Source organism: Bacillus sp. FS02 (assembly GCF_024398395.1).
GTDB classification, from domain to species: domain Bacteria; phylum Bacillota; class Bacilli; order Bacillales; family Bacillaceae; genus Bacillus; species Bacillus altitudinis.
Genome location: NZ_CP074101.1, coordinates 1,050,942 through 1,070,984 on the forward strand (window position 1 = coordinate 1,050,942; position 20,043 = coordinate 1,070,984).

Here is a 20,043-nt window from a genome sequence, read left to right on the forward strand (position 1 = left end):
GTTTTGTTATCCCCTTCATGTTTTTAAAAGAAGTTGATCAGAAATTGGTTAGTTTCATTCTTGCTAAATCATTTATAACATATTATCATATACTTTAATTACCAAATGAAAAGGGGGAATTGTGATACGCTGTCCTATATGAAAAAGCTTATTTTTTTGCGCCAAAATAAACCGACCGGTCTGTTTATAAAAAGGGAGGAAAAATGATGAAATCTCAAAATGTGATCATTATCGGCAGTGGTGTAGCAGGATTGGCTACTGCTTTATTTTTAAAAAAGGCTGGAATGGAAAGTACGATTTATGAAAGCAGGTCAGATGAAGAATTAGAAACAGGAGCAGGTTTTTTACTATCTCCGAATGGGGTAAAGATTTTGGATGGAATCGGGTGTAAAAATGAAGTGATAGCAAATGCAACAGTGATAAAGAAGATCCAGCAAATAAACAGTGAAAATGAAATAGAAGCGATCTTTCACAATTATAGTGAAAAATATTATGATGCCCCTTTACTGAACGTCATGAGAGACCAAATCATCAAATCACTTTTAAAAGAAGTTCACCGCCAAGGAATAGAAGTGAAATACAACAAAAAGTTAACCTCGATCAAACAGCAGCCTCATTCCGTTCAGGCTCTTTTTGAAGATGAAACTGTGATAACAGGTGATATCGTAATAGGAGCAGATGGAACTTTTTCTAAAACAAGAGAGGCTATTGCGTTTAATGCTAAATTAGACTATAGCGGTTTTTGGGGACTACAAGGAGTATCGTTTGTGAAGGATTTTGTATTGGATGAGGCAACAAGTTATTTTTACAATGACGGAAACTTTCAATTCATTTTTGGGAAAGCGCATCCAACAAATAAAATGAATATTTTATGGCAAGCTTTCTCTCAGTGTCCTGAGAAGTTACCTACAAAACATTTTGAGAAAGCCAATCAAGAAACCATCCGACAGTTATTATATAAACAAATGGAACATTGGAACATTCCTAAACACCTTTCTGACATCATCGATCATACAAACATGTTCTTTCCAAGAAGTATCTATGAAATAAAGGATTTTCCTGTGTGGTCAAAAGGACGTGTTGTTCTTGTAGGTGATGCGGTACATACGGCGAACCCTTTTGTTGGTCAAGGAGCATCGTATAGTCTAGAAGATGCCATGCTCATAGCAAAGATGCTAAGGGATCATGATTATCGAGATGCGTTCTATTATTATGAAAAGGATCGAAGAAAGAGGACAGAAGAATTGAATGCGCTATTTCAGCACATGAGTATTCAAAACGATATTGATAAAAAAATGAACGAATACACGATTGAATGGGATGAAGAAACTTACGTATGAGATGAAAGATAAAAAAACACCACTTATGCTGAAAAGTGGTGTTTCTTGTTTTTTCTCCGTGCATATAAAATCGCAACGATCAAACTGACGAGTGAAATCAATGCGAGAATTCTGATATAAGGCGGATAGTAGGTTAGCACGATCTCGTTTTTGCCTTTTTCTATTGGAAAACCGATAAACGCATAATTGGCTTGTTCAATATCGGTTTGATGGCCGTTCACCGTGAGCTCCCAGCCTTTTTCATATGGAACAGGCAGAATCATATAATCATCGCCGCGCTTGTTCTCATAAGAAATCGTAAAGCGGTTATTTTTAAGCTTTACTTGCTGGCTGCCATCATCCTGTTTTTCTTTTTCATATGCCCGCGCAAGGGTGCGGTAAGGCTCATGATACAGCTTTAATTGACTCAGCTCATACGTCCCTTTTGGCACTCGAATGGAAAGGATTTTTTCAGCTGGGACTCGAATCGTCACGTCATTAACACCTGTTTTGTAGATAGACGTATTGCTTTTACGTGATGTGACGTAGTCGTCCACAGATAACTGAAATCCCTCGTTACGGTCGGTCCGCTTCACATAAAAGCTCACATACACATCCCCCACGCGAGCGATATCATCTGGAAGGGTGATATTCAGCCCGCCCGTTTTCCCGTATACATCAAGCACGCCATTTTCGTATACCGCTTGTTCAGTATGAATGTTTGTATCCTTTATTCGATCAGGCGATTGGTCGATTTCAGCATTTCCTTTTTTGTTTAAGATCACACCTTGCAACATCGCATGTTCTTTATCAAGTGCTGACGCATGCTCTAGTGACTTTTCTGAATAGACGGTACTCGTTGTTCTTGCAAATGGGAGCGGGCGTGTATTTTCATACACTTCATAATGTTCGCTTTCCAATATTGGCTTAAAATAAACCGGCGGTGAGAAAGACATCGATTTGTCTCTCATATAATACTTCCCGTAGGTCAGACTGTATAAATTCGCCCTGTCCCCCATTGTTGCATACCGGCTGACACTTTCCCGTCCCATATCAATTTGCAGGTCATTCCAGTAGAAATGGAGCAGATGCTGATTCAATATACTTGAATACGCACTCATGCCTTGAAAGCCTTCAAATAACGGGGTGTTGTTGCGCACGCCGTTCATCCAATCAATCCGGGCAAGCGGATCTTCTTTTGAGCGGCTTTGAATCTGCTGAATGAGCTTCATTTGCTCATGTCCAGCATACGCCTCACTATTCAGATACGTATCTGATACGCTCTTAATATTGCTTCTTTCAAATAAGTAGCCCTGCTGATACACGCCTGCTGTCAGTAAGCTCACAACGATGAGCACAGCTGAAAAGAGACGAAGGTGCAGACGTTTCCCCGCATGTATCGAGAGGAAGAACAAGCTGATCACAAGTAGTCCTATTCCGGTAAATACAACAACATCCATATTTCCCTTTGCTCGTTCTGAAAGGGCGACTGCGAGAAGGAATACAATCCAAGCGCCTAAAACCGCACGTTTTTTCCACTTCCACTCCATTTGCGAGAAATGCTTGATGGTGATGGCTACGACTGCTCCGACTGTAAAAGCAAGAATGTATTCAAATCTGTACTGCGGTGCAGAAAAACCATTAAACACGCTCGCCATCTTTGGACTGTAGTGAAAAATGATCAGCAGAACACTGATCGATGTGAACATGAAAAACCATCTGTTCCGGTATAGCGGAACGAGAAACAGACAAATCAGAAAGATGACCGGCAATAAATACACCCTGCTTGTAAACAGCAGATGATCATGCAGCTCGAACCAAGGAATTGCCTGTTCATACGGCGGTCTTACATTATTGAGAAAGCCGTAAACAGACGGGATAAAAAAGGCAGCACTGATCCCAAACGATAACAACGTAGAGATCGCAAGGGTCCAGAACACCTTCCAGCCTCGCTCCTCGCTTTGAAGCTTAATCATATATCTGAAGACGAGATAAATGGCTAAAAAGATAAAGTGAATGTAAGCAAAGTAAAAGTTATTGATCAGCATGAGACTGCAAGCCGCAATAAACCATGCTGGCTTGCCTGTTTTGAAAATACGTTCAACCCCAAGCACAAGCAGCGGAAGCCACATCATGCTGTCGGTGAAAAACTCCCAAAACGTTTGATGCCGAAAGTACACAATAGACAGTCCGTAAATACCGGCACCTGTCAGCGCCCCCAGCCTATGCTGCACAATCGAAAGGAGCACACGATATGCGATGAACAGAATGACTGTCAGCTTGATCACACTCAGCCAGATAACTGCATTTGCCCAAAAGTGAATGTCTGTTGACTGTATAAGGTGAAGCGCATTTAATAGCCAGACAACAGCGACTGTGACCATAAAGACCATCGACGTTGTAAAATAATAACCTAATTGCGTATATGTACCGCCGCCTAGGCCAAATTGATAGGAATAAAAGAAGTTTCCTTTGATGTATTCGTCATACAGCAGCTTTTTAAACGGGAGCATTTGCGAAATGCCATCCCCATCTCCTGTCATATATCGGCCTTGCGTATATTCATATAAGAAAAAGGAGTGGCCTAATAAAGCAAGAATGAGGCACATTCCAATGAGTATCCATCTACGTTTCATCATCTAAATCCTTTCTCCAAAAGATCCACTGTTCATTGAAACAAAACAACCCAGCAAGCGATTCGTGCTTGCCGGTTATTTGACTCCACGTTATTTAAATAACTGCGTTAACACTCGGTCTTGTTCTTTTGAGCTTGTCTCTTGTTCCATGACATTTGATTCTTGAATTAAGTAATGCGGCCTCTTTTTCGTTTCATAGTAAATCCGGCCAATGTATTCTCCGATCACACCTAGACTCAAGAGCTGGACACCACCGAGGAAAAGCACAGCTGAGATTAAAGTGAAATAACCCGGTACCATGATGCCCGTTCTGACGATTTGAATAAAGGTCGCCACGATGTAAATCAAAGAGAGAAATAAGATCAAAATACCCGTATAAAAACAAATACGCAGCGGGCGGTTGTTAAAGGAAATGACACCATCAATCCCGTAGTTAAATAATTTCTTTAGTGACCATTTTGTATCACCATGCTGTCTTTCCACATTTTCATAATAGATGACCTTTTCTTCAAAGCCAATCCAGCAAAAAAGGCCTTTTGAAAAACGATTTCCCTCTTTCAGCTGAAGCAATGCGTCGATCGCTTGACGGGAAATTAAACGGAAATCTCCTACACCATCACGCAAGTCCACTTCGACCACCTTGTTCATCACTTTATAATACATCGATGATAGGTAAGAACGAAGCTTGCTGTCCCCTTTACGGTTTCGTTTGGCAATGACTTGATGATAACCTTCTTCGTAGCCTCTAACAAAATCCTGAATCAAATACGTTGGGTGCTGCAGGTCGGCGTCCATAATGATCGCAGCTTCCCCTTTTGCATGCTCAAGACCTGCTAAAATTGCGGCTTCTTTCCCAAAGTTACGAGAAAAGGAAATGTATTTGACTTTTGCACTTTTGTGAGAGAGCTCTCTCATGTATTGAAGCGTATTGTCTTTGCTTCCATCATTCACAAAGATGATTTCAAAGTCATAATGAAAATCGCGAAACTCTTCCTCGAGTGCCTCAAAGATTCGTCTGATGTTTTCACCTTCATTGTAAGAAGGAATTATAACAGAGAGCAGTTCCCGTTCCATATCGCACCTTCTCTTCACTTTTTTCACATAGTCTGTTATGTTCATTATTCCTTTTTTGTCAGAAAACGAAACCCTTTTTTATTATCCATAAATTTCATGTATCCTTAATCGTTACATTATATCAGAGTTTTATTTCCAGTGATTTTCACCAACATGAATTTAATGTAATTTTAAGTTTATCCATTGTAAAAAGCCTGTAATTTTGATCACAGACTGGGTATTGTTTCATAAAATTGTTTGGTCATTTATATATTTTCCTGTTTGTTGAAAAAGATGAGTGGAAGTGAAAAGGGCAACCCTTTTAATGAAGCAGCCCTTTGTTGTTTTGTTGCAAATGCTCATTTGCCTTCGATTGTTTATTTTGAAATAAATGCAGCTGAGCACCATAGCTTTCGATCCATTCTTGGACAATCCGTTCAGTCGTTTCTTGTCCTTTATACTTGCGGCCAGCCTTTGCATAGGTTGTTTCAAAATCACTCCAAAGGAGCTCTACCCATGTACGTGCTTCTTCATATGTGAGCATATTGTTTTTTTCCATTAGTTGTTCGGTTAATCGCTCAAAATATTGTTCCATACTGGTTCCTCCTTCATCTAGCAGAAAGTGCCTTTTTAAAAAAATCTCTTTTTTCATATACTACCCTTACGTCTTCAAAAGACGCAAATGATTTGTATTGTTTGGAGGGAATCAGTATGCGTAATAAAGCAAAGGGCTTTCCAAATCAAGTGAATCACAAGTTTGAAGGCGAACCAGGGGCCACAGATGCTTATGCGTCTAAAAGGCCGAACGGTGAGACGAATACACGTCCACAGGAACGTATGAGGGCATCAGGGAAACGCTAATTTTTCCAAAGGGAGTGCTTGAGATATGAGTTCAAATGGGAAATCGTATATGGAAGACTTTGTTCAATTAAGAACAACCGCTTACCCTCAACCATGGGCGAATGCTAAACATTCTGCCTCTCAGGTCAACGGAGAAACGCAGCAAACGCAGCACGACATCGTACTTCAGAACAACGTCCGTAAACAACGTTCGAAGTAAAGAAAAGGACTGATCTCTAGGGATCAGTCCTTTTTCTTCTTACCTCAGCAAATGGCTATCTATCAGTCCTTTTGCGTAAGCATTGAAATCGGCAGGGCATCTTCTTTATTTGGCGCTGATACTCTGTAGCCCCAAGCAAAAACCCCATTTAAATACTCCACATAAAACTGCTCGTCTGTATCTTTGATGTGATAGGTCGTTTTCGTCTGAATAGTAGCTGGATCTAATAAATAGGCTTTCGCCATGTCAATTTTCCGCTCCAACACGGCATATTCATTCACAATGCCTAGCTGCTCAGCCTTTCTTGCTTTTTCAGAAAGAGCGGCAATCTCCTGCTTTAATTCGTATTCTGTCATTTCACTATAGCGTTTTTCCATCTGTCATTCCCCTTTGTCTAAAACGTGATCAATTGTATCAAGATCAAATCCTTTTCGGTAAAGGAATTGCTTCACTTTCATTTTTTTCTCAAATGATCCGTCATATCCTACCTTGCGTTTTGCCTTCTCAAGCATATAGTGAAGGGCTTCTTCTTCCTTTTCCTCTTCTTGTCCATCATAGGCTTCTTGAAGGGCTTTATCAATGATATCAAAAGAAAATCCTTTTCGCTGAAGCTGCAATTTGATACGCTGTTCAATTTCTTTTGCGGACCGGTTTTTCTCTTTCTTAACCAGCTTTAGCACTTGTTTCACTGCTTCCTCTAGCTGCAAATCATTCGGATATTGCGATAGTGCTTGTTCGATGGTGTCATCGTCTATGCCTTTCAGCTTTAACTCTTTTTTTAGCACTGACGGGCCTTTGCTATTCGTTTTTCGGTGGGTGCTTACATACGCTTCTGCAAATTCAAGATCATTTACATACTTATAATGTTTTAATTTGTGTATAATTTCACTAATAGCAGGTGCTGGTATGTCTTTTTTCGTCAAATAATCGGTGACTTCTTTCACTGATCTCATCCGATACGATAAATAATCGACGGCCTGCTGAAATCCTTTTTTTACTGCATCACCGAATTGAATCTCTATGATATCGGCTTCATCCAGCTCTTTTCCCTTTTTCAAATCATGCTGGACGAGCACATCTAGATCAACGCTAAAAGCGTATTTTTCATCAAGAAAGATGTTCACGCGTTCTGTATTGTTTTTCTGAGCAGAGATTTTCGTAATATAGGGCATCCTGTGATCACTCCTTTTTTCAAACAGTCAGGATGTTTCTTCTGATTCAAAATCGTGAAAGATATAGGTATGTATATGAGAGGAGAAGATGTCAATTGAATATCGCCATTACCGGAGGAACCGGGTTTATCGGCCAGCATGTCACAAAGGTGCTCGCAGCTGAAGGACATCATCTATATATTTTAACAAGAAATCCAAAGGAATCCGAACAAAATCATTTACACTATGTGCAGTGGCTGACAGAAGGTGCTAAGCCTGAACATGAATTGCCTGCGATTGATGTATGGATTAACCTTGCTGGAAAATCCATTTTCACACGCTGGACGGACAAAGCAAAAAAAGGCATTCTCTCCAGTCGTCTTCAATCCACACAAGAAGTGAGACGCATTATAGAAGCGCAGGAATCGAAACCATCTGTGCTCATTCAAGCAAGTGCTGTCGGTATCTATGGCACTTCTAAGACAGAGGATTTTACGGAGGAGGCCCCTCCAGCCGATACAGACTTTTTAAGTCATACGTCAAAGCTTTGGGAAGCTGAAGGGCAAAAAATTGAGGCGCTCGGTATTCGCACGGTTTATACACGCTTTGGGGTAGTGCTAGGAGAGAAAGGCACACTTCCTCTTATGACCTTGCCATACAAGCTGTTTGCCGGTGGAACAATTGGCTCTGGCTCGCAATGGGTATCATGGGTTCACGTGGAAGATGTAGCACATCTCATTGCGTATGCCATTCACCATGAACACATATCAGGTCCACTCAATGTCACGTCTCCAAATCCTGTTCAAATGAAGCAGCTGGGGCAAACCATTGCATCTGTCCTTCATCGCCCTCACTGGCTGAAGGTGCCGTCCTTTGTCATCAAAACCGCACTTGGCGACATGTCATTGCTTGTATTAGAAGGCCAACGTGCTCTGCCGAAAAAGGCACTGCTGTCTTCTTATGAGTTTTTACACTCTGAGCTAAAAGAAGCGATTTTGCATTCAGAGGAATAAATGTTGTCAAAAACACCCATCCTATTAAAAATGAGATGAGGGGGCGATTTTGATGAAGAAAAAAGAACACCAGCCGACTTCAAAACTGAAGAAAACCCAGGAAGTTCTGTATCAGCAGGAATTCAAAAAAGCGGAAAGAGCAGCAGAAAAAAGAAACAAATAAAACGGATATTCCTCTTTTACAAGCACATAACTAAAGTGATCTTGTAAAGGAGGGAAAAGCTTTGAAAAAAGACCAACACAAAAAATCCAACCACCAGCTTGCGGCACAAGAGACGGATGGCGAATATGTTGAATTTTCCAAAGAACTTGCAGATCCGAATGACGTAAAAGCGATGGCACGTATGATAGCAGCCGATCAGCGTGCTAAAAAACAATAAGTGAAAAAAAAGCAGACCTTTTGATAAGGTCTGTTTTTATTTGATTTCAGTTAGCAGGCTTGATGCCTTCTGACGTGACTTTTCCTCAGGCACCTCTTCTGGATAACCGATGTGAAGAATCGCTGCAAAGCGTTCGTTTTCCTTTAATCCCATATCCTGTTGAAACCCTTTGTCGTATAAAATACGGCCGCTCTTCCATACCATACCGACTCCTTGATCCCAAGCCAGCAGCTGGAAGTTTTGAATGAGCGCACTCACAGCGGCAAAATCATCATTTCTCACAACTGGATTTTCGTCTTCTTTTAGAACAACAAGTAAAAGTGCTGGTACTTTAGAAAAATAATCTCTGTACTGATTGATCTTTTCTTCTTTTGCGTCTGGATTGTTGCGTTTAAAGAAAGCAATAAACCGCTCCACAAATACCTCTTTTGCTTCATCCGTCACTGCATATAAAAAACGCCAAGGTTCCGTGATTTTATGATTGGGTGCATAGACTGCGTCCTCTAATAATGGCTGAAGCTGTTCAATGCTCACCGGCGTTTCTTTAAATTTTCGAATCGATCGTCTATATCTGACAGCGTCTCGAACCGTTAACGCTTCTGTTTGTTGTTTTGTTTCTGGCATATATGTCATCCTTTCAATCAACCTTAATTGAAATTGATTCTCATTCACATTATAAACATGATCATGTGTTGTTTGCAAATAGGACCTCACCTCTCTGCTAAAAAGTTGTTTGACTTTTTCAAGTAATGTTACAATCATATTACGTTTTAAACAAATTTTGAGAAAAAAGCCAAGATGATGAAATGATTTCAGGTATTTCCACTTTGTCTCATGCGGCTATTTTTTCAAAAAGCTTTCAACCCATGATTGGAAGGGAGGCTTCTGGATGGAATGAAAATCAATATTGGGCAAATCATCAAACTCTATCGTTATAAACAAAATATGACCCAATCGGAGTTGGCAGAAGGAATTTGTTCTGTCTCTCATTTAAGTAAAATTGAAAATGGCTCAAAAGAGGCCAATCAAGATACGATCAATCTTTTGCTTGAACGGCTTGGAATTAGTCAAGAAACGCTGTCGCAAAAGGCGCGTCACCTGCTGTCATTGCTCGATGAGTTTCAAATGAACATGTATTTCTATGCGCTCGATCAAGCAGAGCAAAATGCAGAAATGATCATTCATCACGAGGAACAGTTCTTTTCGCTAGATTTAGGGATTCAGTATCATTTGTCCTTATTTCAATTTTATTTATTAACAGAAAAACAACAGCTTGCCTTAAAAACACACCGCGTGCTTAAAAAGTTTGAAAAAACCTTTATTGACACAGAAAAAGAAACGTTTGAATATCTAGATGGCATCCACCAGATTAAAATCGGTCAGCTCGAAGAAGGATTGAAAAGACTTGAAAGCTGCTTTTCTTACGCTTCTGTTGAACAGAGTGACCTGTATTATCACTATGCAAAAGCACTTGGAGCTATGGGGCATCTCGGTGATGCGCTTGAGGCCACACATCAAGCAATGGATTTGTATAGACAAAAAAATAATTTCAAGCGGGTCATTCATTGTACACTCATTCATGGGGTCATCTCACTGGAATTAAAGGCCTTTCAAACAGCTAAAAGATATTTAAAAGAAGTGATTTTACACACGTCGCTTCACCCTGATGCTTATATTAAGATGACAGCTTATTTTTATTACGGGGTTCTCTTAAAACGCCAAGGAGATTTCTCATCCGCTGTGCCTTATTTACTAGATTCACTCAATTATTTTAATCAAGAACAGATAGAAGATCGTTACTGTGAAACGCTTTATGAAATCGCGACATTGTATGCGGAATATGATCGCAAAAAGGCGCTTCCATACATACACGAGCTGCTCAAACAGCCTCGTATTCAACCAAACTGTTTATATATGATTAAAATCTATAAATTGATGATTGAAGAGAATCCTCATGATTTGAAAACTTATTTAGTAGAAGCAGCGATTCCTTACTTTGAACACAATCAGCTCCACAATGAGTACTTGTTTGCTCTTAGAACCTTACTTTCCTATGCGGCTTCTGAGCTTGATAAGCGTGCATATATGTCTTACACAACGAAGCTGCTTGATCACTTAGCATCATTTATCCCATATTACAAAAAAGCATGACCTTCTGCCGATCGAAGGTCATGCTTTTTCTATGATTAGATGGTCTTTTGTTGATCTGTATCGGGACGGGTGACTTGTTCGACAGAATGAATGTACCGTTTTCTCGCAAAATAATCGTAAGCATGCTGCCCAAAGCCAAGCCAAATGCTGAGTACAATGAATGGGACCGTTCCCCATAATGCAGGGATGTGACAAGCCATTCTCAGCCACGTATAAATCCCTGAGTTTTTTTGATTTTTTGCTAAGGAAATAGACACGATTCGTTTCTCTGCTTTCTCTTCACTAATTTTATTCAGTCTCAGCAGCTGTGAGTGTCTAAATGATTCAAAATGAATTCGGTTTTTCCAATCGAGTGATTTCAACAGGTCAATTGCTTTTGCACATGAAGGACTTTGTCCGTCATAAAACACAAGCAGTCTGAGTGATTTGATGGAACGCTGTTCTCTTTTCTTTGATTCAGCGAGCTTCTTTTTTTCTTGATCGAGATAGATGATTTTTTTCATAAATTGATCGCCAGCCCTTTTCCTTCATTTATTTTTTTTAGTTCGTTCAAAGGAGATTACAACTAGATTACTATAGTTGCTGGGCCTCTTGTATTGGGAAAAAGCCATCCAACGTGCGTTATATGAGCCTTTAGATAAGGGCAAAATAGCTGATTTCATGGCATATATGAGGTTTTTCAACTAAAAGTGGTTGGGAAAATCGTGATGCTTTGCGGTTTTCTGCGGTATTTGATAGAATTCTGCGGTTTTTCTACATCTTTATGCGGTGTTTTGTAGGTGAAACGCAAAAACAAGATAAAAAAAGACTACTTCCCATTGCGGCGAAGTAGTCTTTTGGTTTATATTTTTGCCAAAACTTCTACTATTTCTTTCTCAATATCTTTCCATAAGTAACGATCTGTCGTATAGTGATGTGCGGCTTCTTTCGCAAACACTTTAAATGCTTCCTCAAAATCAGGTGCATCTTTATCCGGCTTTTTCTCGTCGACAAAGCACTGAGCTTCTGCTGAGCGAGGTCCCCATTTCCCCACTTCTTTCCCGTCCTGATCAATAATGACGATAATCGGAATCGATCTTGCGGTCCCGTTCGTTAAATACTGATCCATCAGGTCTAGGTGCTCGTCCCGAATGAAATAGCGCGCATCAATCAGTGCTTCATTTGCAATACGCATGAAAATAGGTACATTGACCATCGCATCACCGCACCAATCTGCCGTGATCACAAGCGCTCTGAGCTTTTTCTTTTGAAGTTTTTGAAGCAGCTCTTTTTCCTTTTGATGAATTGCGTACTGGTTGTACACCGTGAGTAAGTTTTCACGGTTTTTCTCCATGTTGTGTACATATGTACGTTCAGCTAATCCCTTTGTAAACCATTCATTTAGTGTCATGTGAACATCCCCCTTACCCTTCAACTTTACCACTTTTGCTATTCTTTTGTCTAAAAAAACCTTCACCTAGTGAAAGGTAAAGGTTCTTTGGACTTATGGACGCCGTTTTCGATTTGGGTCCATTCCTATCAGCTTAGTGACGAGCACCATTGTGACAGGCAGTGATGTATTCTTTTTATACGCTAAATATTTTCCGCGCCATTCTGGTTTATATTTCTGTTTAAACGACCGTAAGCCGCTGAAACTATACATATATCTGACGTTATTGAAGATGACACTCGCCAAACGTTCTGTCAGAAAGGACTGGTGGAACGTGCCTACATTCGATAATGGCGCCATTCCCATGTTAAAGGATGTGTAGCCTTTTTCTTTCGCCCATTGAAAAAGGTGGATAAAGAGTGCATCCATCATCCCGTTCGGTGCATCATGCATATGACGCATGAGGTCGATGGATATCTCTCCTTTTTGATACATCGGCATTAAGGACACAAAAGATATGATCTGTCCTTGTTCATCCTTTAAAATCGCAATCGGTGCTTTTTGAATGTAGTCTTCATGGAAATAGCCTAATGAAAATCCTTTTTCTTTTTTCTTGCCCAGCCAGCTGTCAGAGATTTGTTTTAAGGTTGAGATCAATTCCTCTGAAAAGGGCGGCTCCAGCATTTCAAACGTATAGCCTTCTCGTTCAAATTTATTTGCGACAGCCCGTAAGTTTGATTTTTTCTTTCCTGACAAAGAGAACGTTTCTAAATCGACCATGGCTTCTTCCCCAAGCTTAAAGAAGTGAAAACCTAGGTCATGATAAAGCGCCATTCCTTCACGTTCTACTTGATAAAAAGCGACACGATAGCCTGCTTTTTCTGTCTGTTCCAAAAATTCTTCCAGTACAAGCGGATAAGAGGCTCTACGCCCAGAAGGATCTCCAAGCACAATAACGCAGCGGCCAATCCGGCCAAACTGAAGCATCGCCTCTCCATCACTTGAGAAAAACAGTTTTTTGTCTCCCAAAAAACCTAGATGACTAAGAGCATTTCCTCCCTTTTCTTCGAGAAAAGTTTTTAATTTTTCTTCATCTGCTTCTTCGCCGATTGGAACTGCTTTTTTATTAAAAATCAATTTGCTAATGAAAAAGAAAAGAGGGACGCCAATTAAAGCAATCATACTGGTCATCGTGATATGCCGTTCATTATGAACCAAATAGTCCTTGCTTAAGAAATGACCAATTTTCATCCAAATGAAGTTCCCAATGACATTATAGTTAAACAACACGAGTAAATATCCGGCGGCGGCGGCCACAAACTGATTCAAAGAATAAGGCGCCTGCTGCTTCACAAATTGATTTCGAAGCGAGAAAAATACCACCATGATGACCGGCAATATAAAGATCAAACTCAGGTTAAACCCTTTTAGTAAAGTAAACACAAAGCCGCCTGCTAGGGCAATCATTGTCAATAGATAAGACCGTTTTGTTCTTTTATACACTTCAATGGACAAAATCATTAAAATGATCCCGAACATTAAAGAAAGACCATTAAATCCTGATAACAAAAAGCGTGGAATGGTTGTAATCACACCTAAACGATCAACAGGAAGCACAACGGAAGCCATAATGAGCAAACCGCTTCCAAACGTTAAAATGGACAAAGATCCGTACAATAAACGGATAAGCAGAGCACGGTGCAACACAATTAAGACGTTTGTTGTTTCAATAGCAGGCGCCATTCTCGGATTGCCTTCAAGACGCCTGAGTGTTGTTCCAGTTAAATCGTATGCCGCTAGACAAAGTCCAAGAATAAACGGGAAAATGGAGTAAACGAAGCGGTACAAGACAAGCGCTGTCAGTACCATCTCTTTATCAAACCCAATGTATTGCATACTGAGTAAAAAGATCAGATCAAACGAACCGAATCCGCCCGGAACCATACTGATTAAACCGCCGATTGACGCAATCGCAAAGACGCCTAATACAATACGGACATCAACGTTCATCCCCATAGAGACAACAGCCATGTACATGACAAGACCAGCTGCCAGCCACTCTAAAAACGATGCACCAATATAAGCATAGATCGGGTGCTTCAGTCCGTTTTCACCGCTCTCAATCGAGCTTTTTCGAATGGACGCCATGATGATGTAAATGGGCACAATACAAGCAAAAATAATGACAAATGCCCATAACCACGGCTCCTGACTAATAATACTTTCAACAGGCAGGACCCTAACTAAAATCAAATCACTGAAAATAGATAAGCCTAGCAGAACAGAGGATGTTAAAAGCGCAATGCCTTTCAGCAGTTTTTTCGTATCTGTTATGTATTCCTTGTATAGAAGCGTTCTAAGCCCTGCTCCTGATAAACCACCGAATCCAAGTACACTGTTAAAGGAGTTGGCGATCCAAGAAATTCGGATCGTTTTCCAGCCGCTGATGGGCATATCAAGGCTTTTTCTTAAAATAAAATCATATAAGGACATGGATAAAACAGCGACAAGTCCAAGAAAGACAAGAATAAACAAGTCCATTCGATTCAAGCTGTCAATAATATAAAACGTCTTTTTAATGGAAAGGCCGCTCAGCTCCTGCTTGGCGACAAAAATTAAGACAAGGATGATCACGATCGGAAAGAGCATTTTTAAGATCGTCATACCCGTTTTTTTGTTCCACATGTTTTTCCCAACTTTCTAAGTTGCTTCATTAATTTCAACTGACCATTATTATACAACAAATACCACTTAATTCATGCAGTTTAACATTCAAAAGCTTCATGATACTTTCAATTAGAAGTAAAAATCAGTAATATAAAGAAAAGAGCCGCTTAAAGGAAGTGAACAAGCGTGGAATATAATATTCATGACACCACCGTACTAAAAGAGGAAATCCTATCTCCTGAGGAAAAAAAGACATGGGTGCTGTATATGAAAGTGCTCACTGCTGCAGGACTTGGAGATGTTTCTGAATGGATGAAGCTTGATATGAGTATGCCTCAAATGAAAGTACTCATGCTGCTCAATAACCATGGCTCTCTTAAAGTGTCCGAAATTGCTGAAAAAATGGGGGCTTCTTTGTCCAATATGACAGGGCTGCTTGATCGGTTAGAACAATCGAACTTTGTGGAACGAAAGCATTCTGAGCGTGATCGTCGAATCATTGTCGTAGAATTGACAGAGGAAGCGAAAAATATTTTCAGAAGTATTTATCAAAAAGGGCATGAAAAAATTAAAAATTCCCTGCAACGGCTCAATGACGAAGAAAAAGAAAAAGTCAATGAAGGTCTAGCCATTTTAGAAAAAGCACTTCGTCCTGAACGTGGCTAAAAAAGGAAAAAAGACGGTCACTTGAGGTCCGTCTTTTTTCATTCTTCTTTTCCTTGTTTATCTGGGGTGAAAAGATATTGACGAATGACTTCCCGATCATCCCACAGGAGATAACCTAAACCGATAATGAGAAAAATGATGCTGATCCACGTACCGCCTGGGAGTATATCTTCCAGTTCCTCGATCGTTCTTACTGTGCTTACATTTCCACCATAACGAATCTCAAACAAAACGAATTTTGCTATATAAAACAATGCCGCCATGCAGATAAACATAGCGCCGACAATTCTTCTACTAGACATGTGTTGACTCCTTTACTTCCACTGATTTCTTTTGATTAATTCCGTGATATGGGCAAGATGATGCTGTGAATGCCAGACGTACATTCCTGTTGCATCATACAAGGACACCGTTTGTTGATCGGCTGGATGGTAATATGCAGCGTTGAAATCTTCCTCTGTCATCTCGCGAAGTAATGTGACCCACCGGCGATGTAGACTGCTGATTAATGGCAGCGATAGGCTGATAGACGCCTTACTGTCAGGAAGTGAAGCAAATGCCTCCTGATCATATGGACGTATGTGCGGTGTTTCTTCTGTCAGCGCAAGTTTAAATCGCAAGTAGGCGTTCAGATGGCTGTCCGCTACATGGTGAATGAGCTGACGAACGGTCCATCCTCCTGGCCGATATGGGGTATCCAGCTGATCATTTGTCAATGGGACAACTGCCTCTTTATACTTTTGAGGAATGAGTGCCAGCTCATCAATCCATGCCTCCAGCTGCTTTTTCGTTTGTTGGTCCACCGGTTCATATAAGCCAATCGGATATTGTAATGATGTCATCTACTGCCCCTCCTTAAAATCCTTCTAGAACAAATTTACCTATCATCTTCCCTTGCTCAAGTGTTTGATGTGCCTGCTTCAAATTGGCGGCATTGATGGGGCTAAGCACCTTTGTTAATGTATGTTTTAACTTCTTCTCTTCAAATAATGTACTCGCTTCTTTTAAAAGCTCGTGCTGCTTCATCATATCCGATGTTTTGTACATCGGCCGTGTGAACATGAATTCCCATACAAATGCAGCACTTTTATTTTTGAGTAATTGAATGTCTAAATGGTGCTGATTTTCAACAATGGTACAGATCGTTCCTTGAGGTTTAATCGCTTCTGCCATCCCTTTGAAATGGCCATCTGTATCATTTAAGCATAAAATGTAATCCACTTCGCCAATCCCTTTTTCCTGAAGCTGCGCTAAGAGCGGCTCGTGATGGTCAATGATATGATCAGCCCCTAATGAGAGACACCATTCATTTGTTTCAGGTCTTGATGCAGTGGCGATCACAGTCGCCTTTGCTAATTTGGCGAGTTGAATGGCGATGGAGCCCACTCCGCCTGCACCACCGATGATCAGCAAGGTCGAGCCTTCTGCATTCCGCTTCATATGCATTCGGTCAAATAGCGCTTCATATGCCGTAATTGTTGTAAGAGGCATGGCAGCTGCTTCGGCAAAAGAGAGATTTGCAGGCTTTTTCGCCACAATTCTCTCATCCACAAGCTGGTATTCACTATTTGAGCCTTGTCGCGTGATATCTCCTGCGTAATAGACGTGGTCACCCGGCTGAAACAACGTACACGCTTCGCCCACTTCCACCACCGTACCACTTGCATCGTAGCCAAGAATTTTCAATTCATCTTCTTTCTGATTCTTCGGTGACCTCACCTTTGTATCCACTGGATTCACCGACACAGCCTCTACCTTCACCAAAATATCCCTGCCAGCTGCTTTGGGCTTTGCCACCTCCTGATCGATCAAGCTTTGTTCATGCTCAATTGGCAAATACTCAAATAATCCAACTGCTTTCACTCGCTCGCACTCCCTTTCTCCATGCTTCTTTTCCACATTTTATCATACATTTCTAATGCTGATGGATCAGTCAGCAAGCGATTGCATATTTAGGATTTCTTCAAAGCCCTTCGTTCCCTCACGATGTAAGAAGGACGTGCCTTTTGTAAAGAGAGGACATAGGTGAACCAGCCGCTCGATTTAAAAAAGTACTGAACATAATAAAACTGAATGTGCTGCAAGAAAACGACGATGAACAGAAAAATTGTGAATAATAGCGTCACAATGTCTCCCTGCATCCATCCACTGATCAATACCATCACAAAACCGAGCATCATGAGCTGTTCGAGCCTCTGCATGATCTGGATAACGAGATGTCCCCGTTTGGTTAGGTCACCTGATTGACGCTTTCGAATGTTTCTTGATTTATAAAACCATACGATACTTGTCACTAGATGATGAATGATAAAAAGAGCGATCATGACCATCAATAAAGGAGTTGATTTAAAAAGGTCTTTTATAATGAATGGGATCACCAAAAAATAAAATGCGGTAAATGCGTGTCTAGCTGATAAGAGAAATAGTTGTTTTTCTATGTATCGCTGCATGTGTCTCACCTCTATATGTAGTACGTCTCATTTGTCATAAGGTTCCTTCTGCCTATCAAAAAAGGATGCCCTGAAAAAGGCATCCTTCATGAATCAAGCTTAAAATGCAGCACTCAGTACGACAGGACCTTGCGGAAGCTTGTTATCCTTTTTTGGTTCAAGGGTGACAGCCACAGTATCCCATGATTCGTTTGCTTCTTTTTCAGATAACGCATAGGTGACGGTGCCCTCCCCTTTGCTATCTGTTTTAAAGGCACCGGCCGGAACAGGCTGATCTCCTTTAATGAGCCATACTTGATAAACAGCTGATGAATCAAGCTGATCTTTTAATCCGTCGGCACTCACGACAAGCTCTTTTTTGCCGTGATGCTCAATCACTGAAAAAGCACCCGTTGTTTTTGCTGATTCGGCAGATGCCAGTGATTTTGTCGCAACAACTTTGATAGATTCTTCTGCTTGATCTGTTCCATTTGTTAAGAAATACACGTTCCCAGCTGCAGAAATGAGAAGCAGTGCGGCAACGAGAGGCAAAAGCCATTGATTTTTTTTCTTCATTGGCGGTTTCATCTCATTTGCATCACGAACCATTTTGAGATCTTGAGGCGGGTTCGATGTTGCAGCGATTGTTGTCTCTCGTATCTCTTCTTCAAATACCCTGGATAAAATGCGGTCTTTCATCCCTGCCGGAGGCGTTTCGTCCTCTGCTAGAAACGGAATATCAGACATGAGCGATGTCAGTTCTTCAAGCTCTTCTTTGCAATCCGAGCAATGTTTGATGTGCTCTTCAAACTGCGCCTTTTCTTCTCCTTGTAAATGCCCGTTAAAGTAATCAATGACTTGATGTTTACACTGAGTCATGCCTCTTCCTCCTTTCCTCCGCGAGACAGTTTCGTTCGTAAATGCTTCAATGACAATCGAACTCTTCCCTTCACCGTTCCAATAGGAATGCCAAGTTTTTCCGCAATGCTCTTTTGTGTCATTCCTTTAAAATAGACATCTTCGATGATGGTTTGCTGTTCTTTCGACAATGTTGATACTGCTTCACGTATGATTTGTTTTTCTTCGTTCCATTCTACTTCTTTTGACACATCTTCTTGATGATCTGCCAAGTATTCAATATGCTCATCTTCAAGAGCTGTTTCATTTCGGTGTTTCCTTAATAGATCGATTGCCGTGTTTCGTGACATCATAAATAACCATGAGGAAAATTTCCCTTTATCTGTATTATATTCTCCTATGCCGCGCCAGAGCTTGATAAAGACTTCTTGAAGTACTTCCTCCGCCAGCTCACGGTTTCCAGTCATTTTATAAATAAACGAATATAACACACGTTCATAGCGATCGTACAATATTTCAAGCGAGGGCTTGTGTCGATCATGTTTGATCTTGTGATACAGCTCAAAATCCTTCAGTGTGTCCATGGTCATCTCCTTCCTTTTTCATGAGAAAGAGCATTATGCATTCATCATGAAATCTTCACGTATGGCTCATCACTCAAATTGCTGAGATAAGCCTCCTTTGTACTTTACTCTTTTTTCAAGGAGAAAAAAAGAGCGCTGAAAAAGGAAATGTGTTCCTCATGAGAATGTACTTACTAAACGGATGGATTGACCATTTGGATCACCCGCCTCAAGGAAAGTCAAGAATCCATGTGTTTCATTCACTGTTCAGTTGATTTTAGCAAACTCTCGTCAGGCTCTCAATTTACATCAGGTAGAACACATCCTTTCATCATGTCATAATAGAACGAAACAGGAGAACTGGAGTGTCCGTAAATGATTGTAACGATTGTTCTTTTTTTATTAGCTGGTCTGGCTGAAATAGGTGGCGGTTACCTTGTCTGGCTGTGGCTGCGTGAAGCAAAACCCGTCAGCTACGGAATCGCAGGTAGCCTCATCTTGGTCGCTTACGGCGTCATCCCTACATTCCAGCAGTTCCCGACCTTTGGGCGGGTTTATGCGGCCTATGGCGGTGTTTTTGTCGTTCTCGCTGTGTTTTGGGGCTGGTGGGTCGATCGCAAAACCCCTGATTTCTATGACTGGATGGGTGCTTTGATCTGTTTAGCTGGTGTCAGTGTGATGTTATTTGCCCCCCGTAGTTAAAGGTCGGATGATGATCACACGCTAAA

At 40.8% G+C, this 20,043-nt stretch carries 24 protein-coding genes; 9 read left to right on the forward strand and 15 right to left on the reverse strand.

What is annotated here, in order from left to right; genetic code table 11:
* The first annotated feature begins 206 nt into the window (after nt 1-206).
* Nucleotides 207-1,340: an FAD-dependent oxidoreductase gene (locus tag KFQ09_RS05450; RefSeq protein WP_110487604.1), complete on the forward strand. Its 1,134-nt coding sequence runs from the start codon at nt 207-209 to the stop codon at nt 1,338-1,340.
* Nucleotides 1,341-1,363: 23 nt separating this feature from the next.
* Here KFQ09_RS05450 and KFQ09_RS05455 read toward each other — a convergent pair whose 3' ends face one another.
* The 3 genes from KFQ09_RS05455 to KFQ09_RS05465 form a co-directional block, all read right to left on the reverse strand.
* Complete coding sequence (locus KFQ09_RS05455) at nt 1,364-3,958, reverse strand: YfhO family protein (RefSeq protein WP_255836078.1); 2,595 nt, start codon at nt 3,956-3,958, stop codon at nt 1,364-1,366.
* Nucleotides 3,959-4,045: 87 nt separating this feature from the next.
* The gene (locus KFQ09_RS05460; RefSeq protein WP_008341983.1) at nt 4,046-5,029 is read right to left on the reverse strand and encodes a glycosyltransferase family 2 protein; all 984 of its coding nucleotides are present in this window, start codon (nt 5,027-5,029) and stop codon (nt 4,046-4,048) included.
* Nucleotides 5,030-5,330: 301 nt separating this feature from the next.
* A complete protein-coding gene (locus tag KFQ09_RS05465; protein WP_017358840.1) occupies nt 5,331-5,603 on the reverse strand; it encodes a YfhJ family protein in 273 nt (90 codons plus the stop codon).
* Nucleotides 5,604-5,719: 116 nt separating this feature from the next.
* Between KFQ09_RS05465 and KFQ09_RS05470 the strand changes: the two genes are divergently transcribed.
* Nucleotides 5,720-5,869 carry a small, acid-soluble spore protein K gene (locus KFQ09_RS05470; RefSeq protein ID WP_003217849.1) on the forward strand — a complete coding sequence of 50 codons (150 nt, stop codon included), beginning with the start codon at nt 5,720-5,722 and terminating at the stop codon, nt 5,867-5,869.
* A 25-nt stretch (nt 5,870-5,894) separates the two neighbouring features.
* Entirely contained in the window at nt 5,895-6,068 is a 174-nt protein-coding gene (locus KFQ09_RS05475; protein ID WP_003217811.1) for a YpzG family protein, read from the forward strand.
* A 62-nt stretch (nt 6,069-6,130) separates the two neighbouring features.
* Here KFQ09_RS05475 and KFQ09_RS05480 read toward each other — a convergent pair whose 3' ends face one another.
* Nucleotides 6,131-6,445, reverse strand: a complete 315-nt coding sequence (locus KFQ09_RS05480) for a YfhH family protein (RefSeq protein ID WP_007496702.1) — start codon at nt 6,443-6,445, stop codon at nt 6,131-6,133.
* A gap of 3 nt (nt 6,446-6,448) precedes the next feature.
* The gene (gene recX, locus KFQ09_RS05485) at nt 6,449-7,240 is read right to left on the reverse strand and encodes a recombination regulator RecX (RefSeq protein WP_017358838.1); all 792 of its coding nucleotides are present in this window, start codon (nt 7,238-7,240) and stop codon (nt 6,449-6,451) included.
* 95 nt (nt 7,241-7,335) lie between these two features.
* On the opposite strand from recX, the gene KFQ09_RS05490 reads away from it, so the two are divergent.
* From KFQ09_RS05490 to KFQ09_RS05500, 3 genes are all read left to right on the forward strand, one after another.
* Nucleotides 7,336-8,232, forward strand: coding sequence for a TIGR01777 family oxidoreductase (locus tag KFQ09_RS05490; RefSeq protein ID WP_255836079.1), 897 nt, complete (start codon nt 7,336-7,338; stop codon nt 8,230-8,232).
* A gap of 52 nt (nt 8,233-8,284) precedes the next feature.
* Nucleotides 8,285-8,395 carry a YfhE family protein gene (locus tag KFQ09_RS05495; RefSeq protein WP_017358836.1) on the forward strand — a complete coding sequence of 37 codons (111 nt, stop codon included), beginning with the start codon at nt 8,285-8,287 and terminating at the stop codon, nt 8,393-8,395.
* Nucleotides 8,396-8,456: 61 nt separating this feature from the next.
* The gene (locus KFQ09_RS05500; RefSeq protein ID WP_255836080.1) at nt 8,457-8,612 is read left to right on the forward strand and encodes a YfhD family protein; all 156 of its coding nucleotides are present in this window, start codon (nt 8,457-8,459) and stop codon (nt 8,610-8,612) included.
* A gap of 36 nt (nt 8,613-8,648) precedes the next feature.
* Here KFQ09_RS05500 and KFQ09_RS05505 read toward each other — a convergent pair whose 3' ends face one another.
* A complete protein-coding gene (locus tag KFQ09_RS05505) occupies nt 8,649-9,236 on the reverse strand; it encodes a nitroreductase family protein (RefSeq protein ID WP_034646352.1) in 588 nt (195 codons plus the stop codon).
* Between the two features lie 270 nt (nt 9,237-9,506).
* Here KFQ09_RS05505 and KFQ09_RS05510 point away from each other — a divergent pair, with 270 nt between their 5' ends.
* Nucleotides 9,507-10,763, forward strand: coding sequence for a transcriptional regulator (locus KFQ09_RS05510; RefSeq protein WP_035391280.1), 1,257 nt, complete (start codon nt 9,507-9,509; stop codon nt 10,761-10,763).
* 35 nt (nt 10,764-10,798) lie between these two features.
* Here KFQ09_RS05510 and KFQ09_RS05515 read toward each other — a convergent pair whose 3' ends face one another.
* The 3 genes from KFQ09_RS05515 to mprF all read right to left on the reverse strand — a co-directional run bounded on the left by KFQ09_RS05515 (nt 10,799) and on the right by mprF (nt 14,817).
* A complete protein-coding gene (locus tag KFQ09_RS05515) occupies nt 10,799-11,266 on the reverse strand; it encodes a thiol-disulfide oxidoreductase DCC family protein (RefSeq protein WP_007496690.1) in 468 nt (155 codons plus the stop codon).
* A 338-nt stretch (nt 11,267-11,604) separates the two neighbouring features.
* The gene (locus tag KFQ09_RS05520; protein ID WP_116307659.1) at nt 11,605-12,153 is read right to left on the reverse strand and encodes a thioredoxin family protein; all 549 of its coding nucleotides are present in this window, start codon (nt 12,151-12,153) and stop codon (nt 11,605-11,607) included.
* A gap of 93 nt (nt 12,154-12,246) precedes the next feature.
* On the reverse strand, nt 12,247-14,817 hold the full coding sequence (gene mprF, locus KFQ09_RS05525; protein WP_079919260.1) for a bifunctional lysylphosphatidylglycerol flippase/synthetase MprF: 2,571 nt from the start codon (nt 14,815-14,817) through the stop codon (nt 12,247-12,249).
* 168 nt (nt 14,818-14,985) lie between these two features.
* Here mprF and KFQ09_RS05530 point away from each other — a divergent pair, with 168 nt between their 5' ends.
* Nucleotides 14,986-15,465: a MarR family transcriptional regulator gene (locus KFQ09_RS05530; protein WP_008341672.1), complete on the forward strand. Its 480-nt coding sequence runs from the start codon at nt 14,986-14,988 to the stop codon at nt 15,463-15,465.
* Nucleotides 15,466-15,503: 38 nt separating this feature from the next.
* On the opposite strand, the gene KFQ09_RS05535 is transcribed toward KFQ09_RS05530, so the two are convergent.
* The 6 genes from KFQ09_RS05535 to KFQ09_RS05560 all read right to left on the reverse strand — a co-directional run bounded on the left by KFQ09_RS05535 (nt 15,504) and on the right by KFQ09_RS05560 (nt 19,336).
* The gene (locus KFQ09_RS05535; RefSeq protein WP_035391285.1) at nt 15,504-15,767 is read right to left on the reverse strand and encodes a hypothetical protein; all 264 of its coding nucleotides are present in this window, start codon (nt 15,765-15,767) and stop codon (nt 15,504-15,506) included.
* A gap of 12 nt (nt 15,768-15,779) precedes the next feature.
* Nucleotides 15,780-16,307, reverse strand: a complete 528-nt coding sequence (locus KFQ09_RS05540; RefSeq protein ID WP_050827072.1) for a YfiT family bacillithiol transferase — start codon at nt 16,305-16,307, stop codon at nt 15,780-15,782.
* A gap of 13 nt (nt 16,308-16,320) precedes the next feature.
* A complete protein-coding gene (locus KFQ09_RS05545; protein ID WP_136945046.1) occupies nt 16,321-17,328 on the reverse strand; it encodes a zinc-binding alcohol dehydrogenase family protein in 1,008 nt (335 codons plus the stop codon).
* A gap of 89 nt (nt 17,329-17,417) precedes the next feature.
* Entirely contained in the window at nt 17,418-17,915 is a 498-nt protein-coding gene (locus KFQ09_RS05550; protein WP_035391291.1) for a hypothetical protein, read from the reverse strand.
* A gap of 99 nt (nt 17,916-18,014) precedes the next feature.
* Nucleotides 18,015-18,773 carry an anti-sigma factor gene (locus tag KFQ09_RS05555; protein WP_048002102.1) on the reverse strand — a complete coding sequence of 253 codons (759 nt, stop codon included), beginning with the start codon at nt 18,771-18,773 and terminating at the stop codon, nt 18,015-18,017.
* Nucleotides 18,770-19,336, reverse strand: a complete 567-nt coding sequence (locus KFQ09_RS05560; protein ID WP_008341682.1) for an RNA polymerase sigma factor — start codon at nt 19,334-19,336, stop codon at nt 18,770-18,772. The genes KFQ09_RS05555 and KFQ09_RS05560 overlap by 4 nt, the downstream gene beginning before the upstream one ends.
* Nucleotides 19,337-19,690: 354 nt before the next feature.
* Here KFQ09_RS05560 and KFQ09_RS05565 point away from each other — a divergent pair, with 354 nt between their 5' ends.
* Nucleotides 19,691-20,017 carry a YnfA family protein gene (locus tag KFQ09_RS05565; protein WP_017358827.1) on the forward strand — a complete coding sequence of 109 codons (327 nt, stop codon included), beginning with the start codon at nt 19,691-19,693 and terminating at the stop codon, nt 20,015-20,017.
* The last annotated feature ends 26 nt before the right edge of the window (nt 20,018-20,043 follow it).